A 15,895-nucleotide genomic window follows, 5' to 3' on the forward strand; every position below is an offset into this window, starting at 1 on the left:
CACCCCTGTTTGGGGGGTGTCCGGTGGGCTGGGTGTTTTTTAAACGCGCCCGGCGGACTCGGTTCGCGCCCTGGGGTCCTCCCCCACTCCCGCCCGGCCCCGCCGCCGACCCGCGCCCCCCCACCCCCGAACTCGGCGGGCGGCGCGCGCGATGGTTGCGTCGGCCACCGCGAATTCCGGTGGTGAGTCAGGCCGTCGGGCGCTTGGTCGCCGACCGGCAGGCCACCGCCGACACCATCGTCGCTGCCCCGACTCCGCTGCAGCCGATCGATCTCACCGACGACGCCCGCGTCGCCGAGGTGCTCGATCTTGCCGTTCGCGTCGGCGAAGTGGTGCTGGCGTCGGGCACCGGAGTGATCGACACGACCACTCAGGTGCGTTTCATCGCCGCCACCTACGGGCTGTCGCGTTGCAGCATCGACGTCACCTATGACGCGATCAGGATCTGGGCCGATCGAGGTCCGGAACTGCCGCCCGCGAGCACTATGCGGATCGTGCACTATCGGTCGCTCGACTTCACCAGACTGGCCGCCGTGGATCGACTCACGCGCCGCATCCGCAACGAAGTGGTCGCTCCGGAGGACGCGCGTGCCGCGCTCGACTCCATCACCTCGGCCCCGCATCCCTACCACCGCTGGATGGCCACTTTCGGCTGGTCACTGCTCGCCGCGGCCATCGCGGCCCTGCTCGGTGGCGGCGTGCTCGTCGCCGCAATCAGTTTCGCAACCACCCTGGCGATCGACCGGGCCAACCGGGTGCTCAATCGGTTCGGGCTGCCGTTCTTCTTCCAGCACATGGTCGGCGGCGCCATCGCCGCCGCACCCGCGGTCGCGCTGGCCACACTGGCCGGGCCACTGCGTATCGATGTCGACCCGACACTGATCATCGCGGCCGGAATCACCGTGCTGCTCAGCGGTTTGCAGCTGGTCGGCGCGGTGCAGGACGCCATCACCGGTGCGCCGATCACCGCGTCCGCGCGCATGCTCGAGGTCGTCATGATGACCGGCGGCATCATCGCGGGCATCACGGTCGCGTTGCGGATCGGCGACCTCGTCGGCGCCACGGTCCCGCCGGTGTATCTGGCCAGCCGCGACATCACCGACCTCGCGGTGAAGGTGCTCGCGGGCGCGGTCGCGGCGCTGGCCTTCGCCCTCGCCTGTTATGCCGAGCGCCGCGCCCTCGCCGCGGCCGCCTGCAGCGGCGCCGCGGGCACGATCTGCTATCTGCTCGTGCAGCAGACCGGTTTCGGACCGGTGGTTTCCTCCGGCGTAGCCGCCACCCTGGTCGGCCTCGCCGGTGGTCTGATGGCGCGTCGCGCTTTGACGCCGCCGCTCGTCGTCGCGGTCGCGGGCATCACGCCGCTGTTGCCGGGACTCAGCGTGTACCGCGGCCTCTACGCGCTGCTCAACGACGAGTTGCTGATCGGAGCCAACCAATTGCTCGCGGCCATCGGCGTCGGTTGCGCGCTGGCCGCGGGCGTCACCCTCGGCGAATGGTTCGACCGCACCGTGCGCAGGCCCCGGATCCTGAGCCGCTTCGGCGCGCTGCGCAGGCCGATCGTGCGACGCCGCCGAGCCGACCGCGGCTTCCGGGCCGCGTTGCGGGACTCCCGTGCGACGTCGGCGGTGACCCGGTATCGTCGTACCGGCTAGTTAGGGTAGCCATACAGCGGACTCCCGCGAGATAGCGAGGTGGTTTCGGACATGTCGGACACAATTCCGTTCTCGACGGCGATCCGTACCGCGACCGCGGAACAGCACACCGAGGCCGAGAACTCCCGGTTCATGAGCGACATGCTCGGCGGCGCGCTGGGTGTGGACTCCTATCACCGCTACACCGGTCAGCTCTGGTTCATCTACCGCGCCCTCGAAGGCCACTGGAATCAGCTCTCCGACGATCCGGTCGCCGGGCCGTTCATCCGACCGGAACTGGCGAGGACCGCGGAATTGGAACGCGACCTCGCCCACCTGATCGGACCGGCCTGGCACGCAGACCTGCGACCGCTGCCCGCGACCGCCGCCTACGCCGCCCGCATCGTCGAGTGCGCACACCAATGGCCCGCCGGCTACATCGCCCACCACTACACCCGCTACCTCGGCGACCTGTCCGGCGGACAGGTCATCCGCGGCACCGCCGAAAAACTGTGGAACCTGCCGCATCGCGGCGACGGCGTGCGCTTCTACGTCTTCGATGCCGTCGGCAACCCGGCCGCCTTCAAGCGCGAATACCGGGCTCTGCTGGACCAACTGCCGCTCGACGATCTCGAGCGCCGCAGGGTGCTCGACGAAGGCAAGCGCGCCTTCGCCATGAACACCGCGGTCTTCGAGGAGTTGGCCGCCGAATTCCCGGCCCGGCGGCCATCCTGACCAGGGCCGTTCAGTACGCACCTTCGCCGCGGGCCACAGCGCCGATGGTCTTGGCGATCAGCAGCAGATCCAGCACCATCGACCAGTTCTCGACGTAGGAAAGATCCAGTCGCACCGAATCTTCCAGCGACAGATCCGATCGCCCGCTGACCTGCCACAACCCGGTGACTCCGGGCTTGACCAGCAGCCTGCGCCGCATGTTGCCGTCGTAGGAGTCCACTTCGCGCTGTACCTGCGGTCGCGGCCCGACCACGCTCATCTGACCGCCGAGCACGTTCAGGAACTGCGGTAGCTCGTCGAGGCTGAACTTGCGGATCACGTGCCCGATCGACGTGATGCGTGGATCGTCCTTCATCTTGAAGAACACCGGGTTGCCGCCGCTGCGCTCGATGAGTGCGGCGACATTGCTGTCTGCGTCGACATACATGCTGCGGAACTTGATCATCCGGAACGGCTTGCCGCCACGACCGATTCGCTCCGACAGATAGAACACCGGCCCCGGGCTGGTCAGCTTGACCGCAAGCGCGATGGCGAGCATCACCGGCGCGATCGCCAGCAGCACCACGCCCGCGAAGCAGACGTCGAACACCGCCTTGCCGGTCGACTTGGCACGGTCGTACTGCGGTTTCGCGATATGCAGCATCGGCATGCCGGCAACCTGACGGTTCGTCAGGCGGGTGCCCGCGATGTCCACGACACCGGGCGCCACGATCAGTTCCACCCCGATCGGGTCGAGTTCCCAGGCCATGCGTCGCAATTCGACCGGGCCGAGATGGTCGGTGGCGGTGACCGCGACGGTGTCGGCGCCGCTACGGCGCACCGCCTCGAGTACCGACCGGTCGTCGCCGACCACCGAATAGGTGCGCCCCGATGCTTCGATGCCGTACGCGGTGTTTCCGTCGACGCCGTCCGGGATGCACACACCGACCACCTGATAGCCGGACTCCGGGTCGCGCGAGAACGCGGTCGCCATCGCCTGCGCTGCCTCGGCGCCACCCACCACCAATACCGATGTCCGGTACTCGCCGACGCCGCGCCGCGCACGCGCGTGCAACCGCCACAGCAACCTGCTGAACATCAACCCGAGCAGGCCGAGCGGCAATGCGATCGCCAGATAGCCACGCGCGAACTCGATCTGGAATATCAGTGACGCGATGGCGAGGAAACCGAACAATCGCAGTGTGGCCGACACCAACCGCCGATACTCTTCGGAGCCGATGCCGACCACCTGTGGTGACCGGGTATTGCACACGGCCAAAAAGGCTATCCAGGCCAAAGCCAGCGTTGTAGAGACAACTCCATAGCCGACCTCATAGGGCATCGGCCAAGCCAGTGGCGGTGCGACCGGCCCACCGAAGCGAATGACCTGTGCCAACCCGACAGCGACGGCGATGACCACTGAATCCGTTGCCGCCAAGCGTCGTACATACTCGGCCTGCCAGCGCTCGCGTTCCGAGCGCGGCGAAGTCAGCGGCGGTCTGGACACATCCAGATCGTCGCCATCGGTGAGCTCGAAGCTCATAAGAAGACGCACCTCCCCCTGGGAGAGAAACTCGTAGCCCCCGATCGACATCGATCGGTCCCCTCGGCTCAGCCTGACCGCCTGGGGTGTTCCATCAGTCGGTGGCCAGAAGCCGATTGTTACAGAACACAATCTGTTTCACATATCGAATCGCAAGGGCCGCACAGTATTCCACGCGATAGCCACGGTCGGCTTCTCCCCCGTCACCCGACGGTCGTTGCAGCGACAACCAAGCAGGTGACGCACGTGCGCCGCCGATGGGCCGCGCTCAGCGATGAGAGTATTGCCCCGGCAATAGCGTTAACTGTTCGGATGCTACCGATCGTTAATGGGGGAAATTCGTCCAGAAACCGCTATCACCCAGATGGTTTCAGCATTGCCATGCAGGCGATTCGTTGTAACGTCTCACTGGATCACACCGACGTCTGGGGCGTGCCGGTAATGCGCCGGGCGATCAAACTAGCCGCAGAAGTGGGGCCTGCATGCGTTGTCGACTCTGTGATTCCAATAAGCTATCAAGCGTTCTCGACCTCGGCGCTACCCCACCGTGCGAGAAGTTCCTCGCCGCAGCCGAGCTCGATCTCGCCGAACCCACCTTCCCATTGCACCTGCGTTTATGTGACGAGTGTCTCCTTCTGCAAATTCCGGCATTGATCACGCCCGAGGAGACATTCACCGAGTATGCCTACTTCGCATCGTATTCCGATAGCTGGGTTCGGCACGCCGAAGCTTTTGTGAACCACGCCATCGAAAAGCTCGGCCTCGGACCGGACTCGTTCATAGTGGAAGCTGCGAGCAACGACGGCTACCTGCTGCGGCACGCAGTCGCCGCAGGTATCAGATGCCTGGGGATCGAGCCGTCGGTCAATGTCGGCGCGGCCGCCCGGCTGGCGGGCATACCCACCGAAACCGCTTTCCTGGACGAGGATTCCGCCGCGAAGATCCGCGCCCAGCACGGGCCCGCGAACCTGGTCGTCGCCAACAACGTCTACGCGCACGTCCCCGACCTGCGCGGTTTCACCCGCGGGCTGCGCGAGCTCATGGCCGACGACGGCTGGCTTTCCATCGAGGTGCACCACGCGCTGAACCTGATGCGCCTGGGCCAGTTCGACACGATCTACCATGAACACTTCCAGTACTACACGGTGCTCTCGGCCCAGCGGGCCCTCGCCACCGCCGGATTGACGGTGGTCGATGTCGAACTGCTTGCCACCCACGGCGGCTCGATTCGGCTCTGGGCACGACCCGAGGCCGTCGCCGACGGGCCGAGCGAGCGGATGCTCGAGGTGCTCCGCACCGAGGAAGCCGCCGGTCTCCACGAGGTCGCCGGCTACCGTGACCTGCAACCCCGTGCCGACGCGGTGCGCCAGGAGCTGCTTGGCTTCCTGCTCGAACAGCGCGCCGGAGGCAAGCGCGTGGTCGGCTACGGCGCACCGGGCAAAGGCAACACGCTGCTCAACTATTGCGGCATCCGGCCAGACCTGCTGGACTATACGGTCGACCGAAACCCGTACAAACACGGGAAGTTCACGCCAGGCACCAGGATTCCGATCCACGCGCCCGAGCGGATCGACAACGACCGGCCCGATGTCGTACTGGTCCTGCCGTGGAATCTCGAAGCGGAGATCACCGAGCAGCTTCGCCACATCGCCGAATGGGGCGCCCAGCTCGTCTATCCATTACCCACGCTGCACTTCGCCGCGCTGGACTCCGGCGCCGATCCTAGCAATCAAAACACCGAAAGGCCTGCGCGATGAAGGTTGTGCTGTTCTGTGGCGGCTACGGCATGCGGATGCGTGACGGCACCGACGACGTGATCCCCAAGCCGATGCAGATGGTCGGCCCCCGACCGCTGCTGTGGCACGTCATGCGCTACTACGCACACTTCGGGCACAAAGAATTCATCCTGTGCCTCGGCTACGGCGCTCAGCACATCAAGAACTTCTTCCTGAACTACCAGGAATCGGTGTCCAACGACTTCGTGATCCGCGACGGCCGCGTCGAATTGCTGCACAGCGATATCAGCGACTGGTCGATTACCTTCGTCGACACCGGCGTCCAGTCGGCGATCGGCGAACGGCTGCGCCGGGTGCGCCCCTATCTCGAGGGCGAAGAGACCTTCCTGGCCAACTATGCCGATGTCCTCACCGACGCACCGCTGGACGAGATGATCGAGAAGTTCACCGCTTCCGGTGCCGCGGCATCGATGATGGTGGTGCCGCCGCAGTCCTCGTTCCACTGCGTCGACATGACACCGAACGGCGAGGTCAAAGAGATCATGCCGGTGTCGCGGATGCCGATCTGGGAGAACGGCGGGTACTTCGTGCTCACCCAAGAGGTTCTCGACCTGCTGCCGCCGGGCGGCGATCTCGTCGAAGACGCCTGCGGCGCCCTGGCCGGACAGGGGCGGTTGTTCGGTTACCAGCATGAAGGCTTCTGGAAGCCCGCCGACACGTTCAAGGAACGCGCCGAGCTCGACGCGGCCTATCGCACCGGCCTTCGTCCATGGATGGTGTGGGAGAAGCAGGACGCATGATCGCACTGACCACCGCGCCGCTGACCGAAATCGCTGTGCTCGGCGCGCATTGCGACGACATCGCCATCGGTATGGGCGCCACCCTGCTGACGCTGGCCGCGAAGCATCCCGGTCTGCGGGTCCGCGCCCTGGTGATCTCCGGCGGCGACAGTGAGCGGGAGTTCGAGGAGCAGACGGCCTTGGCCGAATTCTGTCCGAACGCCGATCTCGAACTCACCGTGCTCGATGTTCCCGATGGCAGAGCGCCTGCGCACTGGGACCGGATCAAGAACGCAGTGCAGCACTTCCGTGGCACATCGGATCCGGATCTGGTCTTCGCGCCCCAGCGCGGCGATGCCCATCAGGACCACCGGCTGCTCGCGGAGCTGGTACCCACCGAGTTCCGCAACCACCTGATACTCGGCTACGAGATCCTCAAATGGGAGACCGACACCCCACAGCCCACCGTATTCCACCCGGTCAGCACGGAATTCACAGAGGCGAAGGCCAGGCTGCTGCTGAAGCACTATCCCTCGCAGGCAGGCCGCGACTGGTTCGACGAGCAGGCGTTCACCGGCCTTGCCCGGCTGCGTGGTGTGCAGTGCCGGGCCGAGTACGCGGAGGCATTCGTGATCGATAAGGTTGTCCTCGATTTGGGAGGGAAATGAGCATGCGAGTTCTGGTCACCGGGCACCAGGGGTACCTCGGAACCGTGATGGTTCCGGTGCTGCGCGCCGACGGGCACGACGTGGTCGGGCTCGATTCCGGGTTCTTCGCCGATTGCGTACTCGGCGCACTGCCCGGCGATCCGCCCGGCGTCGCCGTCGACCTGCGCGATGTGACCGTCGAGCAGCTCGCCGGTTTCGACGCGGTGATCCACCTCGCCGCGCTGTCGAACGATCCGCTCGGCGCGCTGCATCCCGAGATCACCTACGACATCAACCATCACGCGTCGGTCCGGCTGGCCCGGCTCGCGAAAGCGGCGGGCGTCGCGCGCTTCCTCTATGCCTCGACCTGCTCGGTGTACGGTGCGGCCGGCGAAGAGCTGGTCACCGAGAACGCACCGTTGAAGCCGATCACGCCCTACGCCGAGAGCAAGGTGCGCGTCGAGGACGATGTCGCAGCACTGGCCGACGCCGACTTCACTCCGGTCTTTCTCCGCAATGCCACGGCATTCGGCTTCTCGCCGCGCCTGCGCGCGGACATCGTGCTGAACAATCTGGTCGGGTACGCGGTGCTCACCGGGGAGGTCAAGGTGCTCTCCGATGGAACGCCGTGGCGCCCACTGGTCCACGCGGCCGACATCGCGACTGCCTTCGCGACCTGCCTCACCGCGCCGACCGAGGCGATTCACTGCCGCGCGTTCAATATCGGCACCGAGGCCAACAACCTGACCGTCGCGGACATCGCGCAGGCAGTGGTGGACGCGGTGCCCGGTTCGCGGCTCAACATCACCGGGGAGAGCGGAGCCGATCCGCGCTCCTATCGCGTCGACTTCTCCGCCGCGCGCGAAGCCATCGGATTCCATGCCGCATGGACCATTCCGGCGGGCGCGCAGGAGCTGTATCAGGAATACACAGCCAGGGGACTCACCAGTGACGACTTTTTCCACCGATTCACCAGACTGCCGCACCTCGAGAAACTCCGCGACGCCGGGATTCTCGACGCTTCGATGCGGCGGGTCGGCGGTTCGGGTGTCACCGCACTCGTGTGACCAGATGCTGCCAACTGCCCGCGGCGCGGTCGCGGGTGGAGACGACGGTGACCGGCAACGGCCAGCCGATGGCGAGGTCCGGATCGTCGTAAGCGACACCGATGTCCTCGGTCGGATCATGCGGGCGGTCGATGCGATAGCACACATCGGCCGTCGCGGTGAGCGCCTGGAAACCGTGCAGGAACCCGGGCGGCACGTAGAGGTGCCGGAAGTCGTTGTCGTCGAGCAGGAAAGCCTGCTGCTGGCCGAAGGTCGGCGACGAGGGCCGGGTGTCGACGAGCACGTCGTGCACCGCGCCGTTCGCGCACCGCACCAGTTTCGCCTCGCCGCGCCCGGAGCGGCCGTGCATGCCCCGGATCACTCCGCGCGTCGACCGCGACTGCGAGTCCTGCAGGAATGCTGCCGCGGCACCGGGCACACCCAGCGCGGCTTCGAACTCCTCGGCATCGAAAGTCCTGGTGAACAGCCCGCGTTCGTCACGAAAGGGCTCCGGCGCCAGGACAAGGACATCGGCGAGTTCGGTCGGCTCGATACGCACGTGGCCATGGTGTCACGAATGCGGCCGTCGTGAACGCAGGCGGTAGCCGTTGCCGCGGCTGCGGAAGCGACCGGTTGACAACGGTGCTCGATCTCGGCGCCGTGCCCGCCGCCGACTACTTTCCCAGCGCTGACGCGGCGATCGGGGTCGAGGAGAACACGCACCCGCTCCGCATGGATGTGTGCGAGGCCTGCGGGCTCGCACAGCTGGCCGACGACGACACCCGCACCGAGGAGCCGCGCGGCGTGGAACCGCAGGCGCTGCGCGATCAGGCCGCCGACGCGATCGCCCGGGTCGCCCAGGCGGGTCTGCTGCGCGGAACCACGGTGCGCGAGTTCGGCAGTCCGCACGGCGGCACCTGGCTGCCGCTGCTCGCCGAACGCGGATTCCGGTCCAGCACGGAGCCTGCCGATATCGTGCTCGACTGCTTCGGCATCATGCACGAACCGGATCAGGCCGCGGCAATCAAGGACCGCGCCGCCGCCACCGCGCCGGACGGGCTGCTGCTGATCCAGTACCACTCGCTGGCCACCATCGTCTCGGCGGGTCAGTGGAACGCGCTGAGGCACGGACACTTTGCTTACTATTCGCTGGCCGCACTGCGCCGGTTGCTGAAGTCAGCAGGCATGAACGTGGCGACGGCGTGGGAATTCGACCTGTACGGCGGAACCGTACTGGTCGGTGCAGTGCACGGTGCGATCGAACCGGATCCAGCGGTGCACGCCATACTCGCCGCGGAGGCGGAACACACCGATGTTGCCGCCCTACGGGGGCTCCAGCACACGACCGATCAGCATGCCGAGAGGTTGCGGGCATGGCTGACAGCGACCACTGCACGCGGACAGCGCGTGTACGCCTACGGCGCCGCCTCCCGCGCGGTGGCGCTGTTCAGCCTGGCCGGTCTGCACCGCGGACTCGTCGCGGCGGTAGCCGACGCCTCGCCCGCCAAACACGGCCGCCGGATGCCGGGCACCGATATTCCGATCATCTCCCCCGCCGAACTCGTCGCGGCCCGACCGGATTCGGTGCTGCTGACACTGCGCGACCTGCTGCCCGAGGTTCGAGCCGAGTTCCCGGAGCTGGAAGGACATTGGGTGCTCGACGACCCGGCGGGACCCTCGGAGAGATGGTGAGTTATCGCATTGAATTTGCTGTGCCGACACCAGATTGTTGCTGATTCAACCCAACATAGTTGACATGACTAGTTTTATTTACCACCACCAGCCCACCCTGGACGATTGAAGGGCTTGTCGCCCCATGAACCGGGGGTCGGGCGTCGGGCGCGGCAGGCGCTCGGCAGTGTGAGGGGAATCTGAGGGGATAATCTGATGAGGGAAACAACACCGTTCTATTGCCGAAGTCTGCGCATGTTCGCAATGGCCTCGGTCCTCGCGTCGGGCCTGGTCTTCGCGAACGGCACCGCAGCGGCCGCCATCGACAGCAGCAATCAGGTCGTCGACCACAGCGACCGTATGGTCGAGGCAATCCAATCCGATACTCGCGTCGATTTCGTGGCACCGCTGGACGGAAACCCGTTGACCCGCGAGTGGTTCCACAACGGTGAGGCGGCATTCCAGATCTCCGGCCCGGACGCGGAGGACTGGACCGGCCACATCACCGTCGGCTATATGGTCGGATTCCCGGCCACCCTCAATGGAAAATTACGATTCGAGTGGTCGTCACCGAGTCTCGGACTAGATCTGGGCGGCAGCGAAGGCGCGTTGCTGAAGCTCAACGACCTGATCCCGCGCGGCGGCATTCAGCTCGAGGTCGGTCTCGGTCCCGGCATCCAGACGGTCGAATGCGCGGGCGGCGACGTCTCCGGTTCTTCGGGATTCATCCGGATGTCCGGTTTCCACGGCACAGTCACCGGGGTCCTCGGCCCGACCAACATCCGTCCGTTCGTCCGGGTGGTCAGCTCCAGCGGTGACACGGTGGTCACCTACGGCAGGCTCTGGACGATCTGAGCTCGGAAAGACCGAACGTGGTGTCCCTGCCGGGGCACCACGTTCGGCGTCGAGAGGGCGTGCAGAGCCGAGAGCGAACCCTTCAGAGCAGATCCGGACGGTGTCGCACCGTCGCGACGGTGCGGATCCGCAACCGCTGCAGCGCCGCCTTCGCCAGCCGGGTGTCGCCGGCCAGCACGTCGGCACGCTTCACCAACTCCGGGTGGTCGCCCGCGAGACGGTGGTGGAAGCGGAGCATATCGGTGAGCTTGCTGACCGTCGAAGTGCTACTGCACAGGTTGAACGATGAATTCCGCCACGCGGCGGTGATTTCGGGCATTCCGTAGAACACCCCGAACGACGACACCCGCGCGAACAAGTCGACATCCATCGGGAACACCAGGTCGCCGCGCAGCCCGCCGACCCGATCGAAATGCTCGCGACGGAACATCGCCGCCGCGGTCGGCCCGAAATCGGCGGGCCCGAGGCGCACGATCGCGCGGGCCAGCGCACGGGCGGTCTGCCTGCCCTCCAACCCGGCCAAACCGAGATCGGTTTCCTGTACCTCGCCGGCCTCGTCGATCACCTCGAACCGGCTGGCGCAGATGGCGATCGACTCGTCGGCCATCACCCTCGACTGTACGGTCAGCGCACCGGGTCGCAGCACGTCATCGGCGCAAACCACCTTGACGAGCTTTCCGGTCGAGGCCCGGATCACGGTGTTCCAGTTGTCGCCGATCGGCAGCACGGAATCATTGCGCAGCACCCGGATGCGCGGGTCCTCGAAGGAGTGCGCGATCTCGGAGGTGGCGTCGGTGCTCGCGTTGTCGAGGACGACGAGCTCGAAATCCACATCCTGCTCCAGCACCGAGCGCAACGTCGTCGCGAGTGTGCGCGCCGAGTTGTAGGCCGGAACGCATACCGACAGCGTTGTCATGACAGGTACCCCCTAAACGGTCGCGCGGCGCACCGGGCCGCTCTCCACCAACCGGAACACTCGCTCCAAGCCGGCCCTGCTGGCGTCGATCTGCTCGACGGCCTTCTGCCGCAACGAATCCCGGACAGCCGGCGCATCGTCCCACACCTCTCGGATCGCGCGGCCGAGATTATCCTCGAGCTTCGCATCGTTCAGATGTACCACCCGCAGCCCGGTGCCGAACATTTGGGCCAGGCCATGAAACTTGTCGTCGTAGTACTCCGAGGCGGTAATTCCGACCGCAGGAATGCCCTGCGACAGTGCGAATACCGCTAGATGGTAGGCGCTTGTTACAAGCAGCCTGCAGCGCGCGACCTGACGTGCCACATCGTGCGCGGTGCCGCCGCGACCGACCGGAGCCGCCGTCCGTGCCGCCCCGGCCAGCAACGGTAAGGTCGCGAGTCGATCCTCCGAGGCGTATTCGGAGATGATCAGCGGCACCACACCGGCATCGAGCTCGACGGCCTGGTCCCGGACCACCCCGCCGAGCGTCGTCTGGGCGACCGCGCTGACCTTCGAATAATCGGCCACCCGCAGGCACAGCCCGATATCGGTCCCGATCCGTGCGCCGCGCAACCGATAGCCGAACTCGACCGCGTCGTCACCGGTGATCATGACCCGCTCGGGCTCCACACCGAACCCGCTCAGCAGTTCCGGGCCGCGGCGTGGTTCCCGCAGCGCGATGAAATCGGCGTCCGGCAACACCTGCGTGGCACGGCGCTGCAACAGCGGATCCCGCAGCGGCCCCATGCCCTGCCCGACCATCGCGGTCGGAATGCCCAGCGCGTGAGCGCGTTCGAGCAGGTTGAGGGTGCGATTGGCCTGGTAGCGATCCACATCGGTCATATAGCCGCCGCCCAGGGCGATGACCAGCGACGCCTGAGCGACGGCGGCTGGGATCTCGACAGGAAACTCGACCCCGTCCGCCTCGGCATCGGGGTCGTCGTGGTCCCGGCGCAGGCACGCGCTGGAACGCAGGGCACGCAGCCGATCCTTCGGCCCGTCGGTCGCGGCGCGCCACCGCAGCGCCGCGGGGCCGATCAGTCTCGTACCCGCGCTTCGTGAGAGCCGTCCCTGCCAACTGTCCGATCCCCAGCACCACTCGGGTCCGCAAATCGGTTCCGCCTCCGGCAGCAATGCCTGAAGCACAGCGGGTTGATGGGTCAGCACGCCGATGCGCGCCTGCGGCCAGCGTTCCCTCAACCGCTCGATGGTGACGGTCATCATGGCGATATCGCCACGATTGCGTAGCCAATACTCGCCGTTCTCGACAAGTACTCGAATCTCTTGTTGGTCGATGTCGGAATGATCTGCAACCGAATGCTCGGTCCCCACTGTGATTTCCTCCCGCCGGTCCCCCGCGGGTCGGTTCATGCCCGGCACGAACTCGTTGTGAAATCTACCGCACCCGAGAGATGTCGGCCAGACTTGCGACCAACCCTTCCGGTAGGTTTCGTTCCTTAATCCTTTGTGCGCTTATCGATTTCGCCCGAATGGATGGCCCGCAGCGAAGCCCCGGCAAAGGCGGTGCAATAGTCGATGAGATTGTCCATCGGCACCGCCAAACGACCGCCTTGTTTTTCCACGATGACCCGCTCCAGCATGCCGACCACCGACAACGCGAAAATGTCGACAATCGGTGCGGGCGGGTGATCTTCCGGCCGCGCCTCGGCAGCGGTGGCCGCGACTAATCGCGCGAAGCGCCACAATGCGTCGCGCAAGCGATCCTCCGCCCCCGCTGTGGTCGGCTCGACGAACACGATGCGAAGCTTGCGCGGATCCTGCGCCAACGCTGTGAGATACGTGCCGATGCCCGCCCGGAGTTTGCGCGTCCCCTGAGGCGGCGTCGCCTCCACCGCACGCGCCACCGCGGCGAACAACTCGTCGACGACGTGGTCGAAGACCGCCGCGAACAGCTCGCGCGTCCCCGCGAAAGACTCGTAGAAGTAGCGGTCGGTCAGCCCAGCCGCACGGCACAGGTCCTTGACGCCGGTTGCCGAATACCCCCGGGTGCCGAACAGTTCGAGCCCGGCGTCCAATAGCTTGCCGCGCCGGGCGGCAACCCGGGCTTCCGCGTCGACGCCGCCGTAGGAGCGGACCGGCCGCCGCTGTCGCGGGGCGGCCGCGTCTGCCGTTCGCTCGCCGCGCTCACTCACGACATTCGCGCCAACATCGTTGTCATGCCTGCATTGTCTCCCATCCGAGGCGGCCATCTGCTAAATATGACGATCAGGATAGTCAGAATTAGGCGGGGTCTTCATGGCAACTCGAGGTTCATCGACACATCGCCCGCAGGACTCGGGCTTCAGCAGACGCTCGCTGCTGCGCGGCGCCGCCGCGGCGGGAACCGCGGGTCTGGCGGCAACGACGGGAATCACCGCGGGACCGGCCGCCGCCCGGGCGCCACGCAGACGAAACGGTCCGGCACGCAATACCGTCGCGGTGCTCGGCGCGGGGATCGGTGGGCTCACCGCCGCCCACGAACTGGCCGAGCGCGGATTCCAGGTGACCGTCTTCGACCGCAAAGAACTCGGCGGCAAGTCGCGCACCATCCCGCTGCCCGGCACCGGCGTGGACGGCCGGGCGCCGCTGCCGGGTGAACACGGCGCCCGCGGCTTCACCTCGTTCTATCACCACGTGCACGACAGGATGCGCCGCATTCCGGTGCCCGGCACCGGCAGAACGGTCTACGACAATCTGATTCCGTTCTCGGTGAACGACCCGCGCTACCCGCGCGCGAACAACCTCCCCGACGGCTTCCCTCTGATGTTCGGGTTCTATTTCGATCCGCGCCAGGCGCTCACGCCGGAAGGGATGCAGCGCGTCCTCGTCGAGGTGTTCATGAAGAACAACCTCATCCCGCTGCCGGAGGCGATGTACATGGCCGGGCGGGTGATCACCTATCTCACCTCCAGCGAGGAACGCCGCTTCGGGCAGTGGGAGCACGTCAGCTGGTGGGATTTCGTCGGTGCGCGCACCCGTTCGGCTCAGTTCCAGGCGCTTGCGGCGACCGGCCTCACCCGCGCGCTCGTCGCCGCCAAGGAGTACGTGGCGAGCACCAGGACGATGGGCAACATGATGGAGGGCTTCTTCATCGCGCTGATGCAGGAGCTGACCGGCGGCCCGAAGGTGTACGAGGTGCTCAACGGTCCGACCAACGAGGCCTGGCTCGATCCGTGGTTCTCCCTGCTGCGCAGTATGGGCGTGCAGTTCCATCCCGGCCACGCACTGCAGGGCTTCGTGGTGGACGACGACCGGATCGGCGGCGCCCGCATCCAGCGCCCGGACGGTTCGACCCAGGTCTTCGAGGCGGATTGGTATGTCTGCGCGGTGCCGACCGACCGGGCCCGCCGCTTGTGGTCACCCGAGATCCGCGCCCTCGACCCGGCACTCGGCCGGATGGACGCGCTCGATCTCGACTGGATGAACGGCATGCAGATGTTCGTCAGCGAGAAGCTGGAACTCGGCGCGGGATACAACATCTACCTCGATGCGCCGTGGCGGCTGACCTCCTATACCCAGCGCGCGTTCTGGGATGTCGACTACGCCGCGAAGTACGGCGACGGCAGCATCCTCGACGGTCTCACCATCGACATCGCCGACTGGGATACCCCCGGCATCCTGTTCGGGAAAACCGCCAAGCAGTGCACGCGCGCGGAGATCTACCAGGAGACCTGGGCACAGATGACCGCGGCGCTCAACGATGACGGCGGGATTCCATTGAAGGAGGGCATCGTGCGCGAGTGGATGCTCGACCCCGGTATCACCTGGGCCGACGGTCAGAACCACAATGACGAACCGCTGCTGGTCAATACGATCGGGTCCTGGGCCGATCGACCCACCGCGCACACACGGATTCCGAATCTCTTCCTTGCCGCCGACTACGTACAGACGAATTTCGACCTGGCCACTATGGAGGGCGCCGACGAGGCAGGCCGTACCGCCGTCAACGCCCTACTGGAGGCGGCGGGTTCGAGTGCGCCGCGCGCCCGGCTGTTCACTCGCGACTCGATACCGGCTTTCGAGCCGCTGCGCCACCTGGATGCGACCCGATATCGAGCAGGCCTGCCGAACCTTTTCGACCTTGGCTAGATCCCGGCTAACACCCCTGTCCCACGGTGACGTCGACTCGCAGGTCGCCGGGCGTCACCGTGCGCGCCCGGCGGCCCGGAGTTGAAAGGGACTGTTCCAGCTACTGGTCGATCTTCCTCGGGAGCCCGAAATGCCGGATGTCACTTAGACTGTTGCGCGGGACGCGAGTTCGGTAGGAGGGCTCGCATCAAGATCACCAGCAACAGGGGGCAACGGTGACGGCACC

General features: G+C 66.3%; 14 protein-coding genes. 9 read left to right on the plus strand and 5 right to left on the minus strand.

Going from position 1 to position 15,895, the window contains the following annotated elements; translation table 11 throughout:
* Positions 1-173: 173 nt before the first annotated feature.
* Both ACFU4Z_RS06805 and ACFU4Z_RS06810 read left to right on the plus strand, forming a co-directional pair.
* Entirely contained in the window at positions 174-1,652 is a 1,479-nt protein-coding gene (locus ACFU4Z_RS06805) for a threonine/serine exporter ThrE family protein (protein WP_379060878.1), read from the plus strand.
* Between the two features lie 51 nt (positions 1,653-1,703).
* A complete protein-coding gene (locus tag ACFU4Z_RS06810; RefSeq protein WP_379060418.1) occupies positions 1,704-2,366 on the plus strand; it encodes a heme oxygenase (biliverdin-producing) in 663 nt (220 codons plus the stop codon).
* 10 nt (positions 2,367-2,376) lie between these two features.
* On the opposite strand, the gene ACFU4Z_RS06815 is transcribed toward ACFU4Z_RS06810, so the two are convergent.
* Positions 2,377-3,888 (minus strand): sugar transferase, encoded by a 1,512-nt coding sequence (locus ACFU4Z_RS06815; RefSeq protein ID WP_379060419.1) that lies wholly within the window; start codon positions 3,886-3,888, stop codon positions 2,377-2,379.
* Between the two features lie 482 nt (positions 3,889-4,370).
* On the opposite strand from ACFU4Z_RS06815, the gene ACFU4Z_RS06820 reads away from it, so the two are divergent.
* Genes ACFU4Z_RS06820 through ACFU4Z_RS06835 form a run of 4 tightly spaced genes read left to right on the plus strand, consistent with a single transcriptional unit; the run spans position 4,371 to position 8,117 of the window.
* Positions 4,371-5,645 carry a methyltransferase domain-containing protein gene (locus ACFU4Z_RS06820; protein ID WP_379060420.1) on the plus strand — a complete coding sequence of 425 codons (1,275 nt, stop codon included), beginning with the start codon at positions 4,371-4,373 and terminating at the stop codon, positions 5,643-5,645.
* Positions 5,642-6,424 (plus strand): glucose-1-phosphate cytidylyltransferase, encoded by a 783-nt coding sequence (locus ACFU4Z_RS06825; RefSeq protein ID WP_379060421.1) that lies wholly within the window; start codon positions 5,642-5,644, stop codon positions 6,422-6,424. Before ACFU4Z_RS06820 ends, ACFU4Z_RS06825 begins: the two co-directional genes overlap by 4 nt.
* Positions 6,421-7,071: a PIG-L deacetylase family protein gene (locus ACFU4Z_RS06830; RefSeq protein ID WP_379060422.1), complete on the plus strand. Its 651-nt coding sequence runs from the start codon at positions 6,421-6,423 to the stop codon at positions 7,069-7,071. The genes ACFU4Z_RS06825 and ACFU4Z_RS06830 overlap by 4 nt, the downstream gene beginning before the upstream one ends.
* A gap of 2 nt (positions 7,072-7,073) precedes the next feature.
* Positions 7,074-8,117: an NAD-dependent epimerase/dehydratase family protein gene (locus tag ACFU4Z_RS06835; RefSeq protein ID WP_379060879.1), complete on the plus strand. Its 1,044-nt coding sequence runs from the start codon at positions 7,074-7,076 to the stop codon at positions 8,115-8,117.
* On the opposite strand, the gene rfbC is transcribed toward ACFU4Z_RS06835, so the two are convergent.
* The gene (gene rfbC, locus ACFU4Z_RS06840; protein ID WP_379060423.1) at positions 8,101-8,655 is read right to left on the minus strand and encodes a dTDP-4-dehydrorhamnose 3,5-epimerase; all 555 of its coding nucleotides are present in this window, start codon (positions 8,653-8,655) and stop codon (positions 8,101-8,103) included. The two genes, ACFU4Z_RS06835 and rfbC, sit on opposite strands and share 17 nt — an antisense overlap.
* Positions 8,656-8,684: 29 nt before the next feature.
* Here rfbC and ACFU4Z_RS06845 point away from each other — a divergent pair, with 29 nt between their 5' ends.
* Both ACFU4Z_RS06845 and ACFU4Z_RS06850 read left to right on the plus strand, forming a co-directional pair.
* A complete protein-coding gene (locus ACFU4Z_RS06845; RefSeq protein WP_379060424.1) occupies positions 8,685-9,788 on the plus strand; it encodes a class I SAM-dependent methyltransferase in 1,104 nt (367 codons plus the stop codon).
* A 195-nt stretch (positions 9,789-9,983) separates the two neighbouring features.
* Positions 9,984-10,622: an MspA family porin gene (locus ACFU4Z_RS06850; protein WP_379060425.1), complete on the plus strand. Its 639-nt coding sequence runs from the start codon at positions 9,984-9,986 to the stop codon at positions 10,620-10,622.
* 82 nt (positions 10,623-10,704) lie between these two features.
* Here ACFU4Z_RS06850 and ACFU4Z_RS06855 read toward each other — a convergent pair whose 3' ends face one another.
* The 3 genes from ACFU4Z_RS06855 to ACFU4Z_RS06865 all read right to left on the minus strand — a co-directional run bounded on the left by ACFU4Z_RS06855 (position 10,705) and on the right by ACFU4Z_RS06865 (position 13,733).
* Positions 10,705-11,538 (minus strand): glycosyltransferase family 2 protein, encoded by an 834-nt coding sequence (locus ACFU4Z_RS06855; RefSeq protein WP_379060426.1) that lies wholly within the window; start codon positions 11,536-11,538, stop codon positions 10,705-10,707.
* A gap of 12 nt (positions 11,539-11,550) precedes the next feature.
* Entirely contained in the window at positions 11,551-12,912 is a 1,362-nt protein-coding gene (locus ACFU4Z_RS06860; protein ID WP_379060427.1) for a polysaccharide pyruvyl transferase family protein, read from the minus strand.
* A 125-nt stretch (positions 12,913-13,037) separates the two neighbouring features.
* A complete protein-coding gene (locus ACFU4Z_RS06865; protein WP_379060428.1) occupies positions 13,038-13,733 on the minus strand; it encodes a TetR/AcrR family transcriptional regulator in 696 nt (231 codons plus the stop codon).
* Between the two features lie 103 nt (positions 13,734-13,836).
* On the opposite strand from ACFU4Z_RS06865, the gene ACFU4Z_RS06870 reads away from it, so the two are divergent.
* Positions 13,837-15,669: an FAD-dependent oxidoreductase gene (locus ACFU4Z_RS06870; protein WP_379060429.1), complete on the plus strand. Its 1,833-nt coding sequence runs from the start codon at positions 13,837-13,839 to the stop codon at positions 15,667-15,669.
* Positions 15,670-15,895: the final 226 nt, after the last annotated feature.

It is taken from the genome of Nocardia sp. NPDC057440 (assembly GCF_042802915.1).
Classification (GTDB): domain Bacteria; phylum Actinomycetota; class Actinomycetes; order Mycobacteriales; family Mycobacteriaceae; genus Nocardia.